Consider the following 424-nt stretch of genomic DNA (forward strand, 5'->3'; position numbering starts at 1 on the left):
GTCACGACGAAGCGGACGCGCACTGCCTGCTCGCCTGTGCTCGCGGGCGAACGGCTGACGTCGATCACGGGCTCCGTGGTCCACGGCGTCGGTGACGTGAAGCTACCGGGTCTGCCGTCACGCGTGAGCGGCACCACCTTCTCCGGGGTGCTGAGGATGATGAGGACAGCAAACCCGACGGCGAGCACCGCCGCGACAGCAAGCTGGATCCGTTCCCGGAGAGGTGGGGCATCAACGTCGTCCATGCGGACACTCTGTCGCTTTCAGGCCGTGCTGTACGCGTAATCCTCCAGCGGGAACCGGACCGCTTCGCGGTGGGCGGACACCGTCGACGTGGGGCGCAGCAGCACGGCCTCGCCGTGCTGGTTGAAGTAGTAGCTGCGCGCGGTCGAGCAGTCGCCGGCGTTGAACACCGAGTTGCCCA

Annotated in this window: 1 protein-coding gene; it reads right to left on the reverse strand. The window is 67.5% G+C overall.

The window, feature by feature from the left end; genetic code table 11:
- Positions 1 to 245, reverse strand: a 245-nt coding sequence (locus ACOADB_RS15255; RefSeq protein ID WP_378600225.1) for a hypothetical protein, incomplete at its 3' end; no start/stop codon positions are given.
- Positions 246 to 424: the final 179 nt, after the last annotated feature.

The sequence above is a fragment of the Nocardioides sp. CPCC 206348 genome (assembly GCF_048654705.1).
Lineage (GTDB): Bacteria > Actinomycetota > Actinomycetes > Propionibacteriales > Nocardioidaceae > Nocardioides.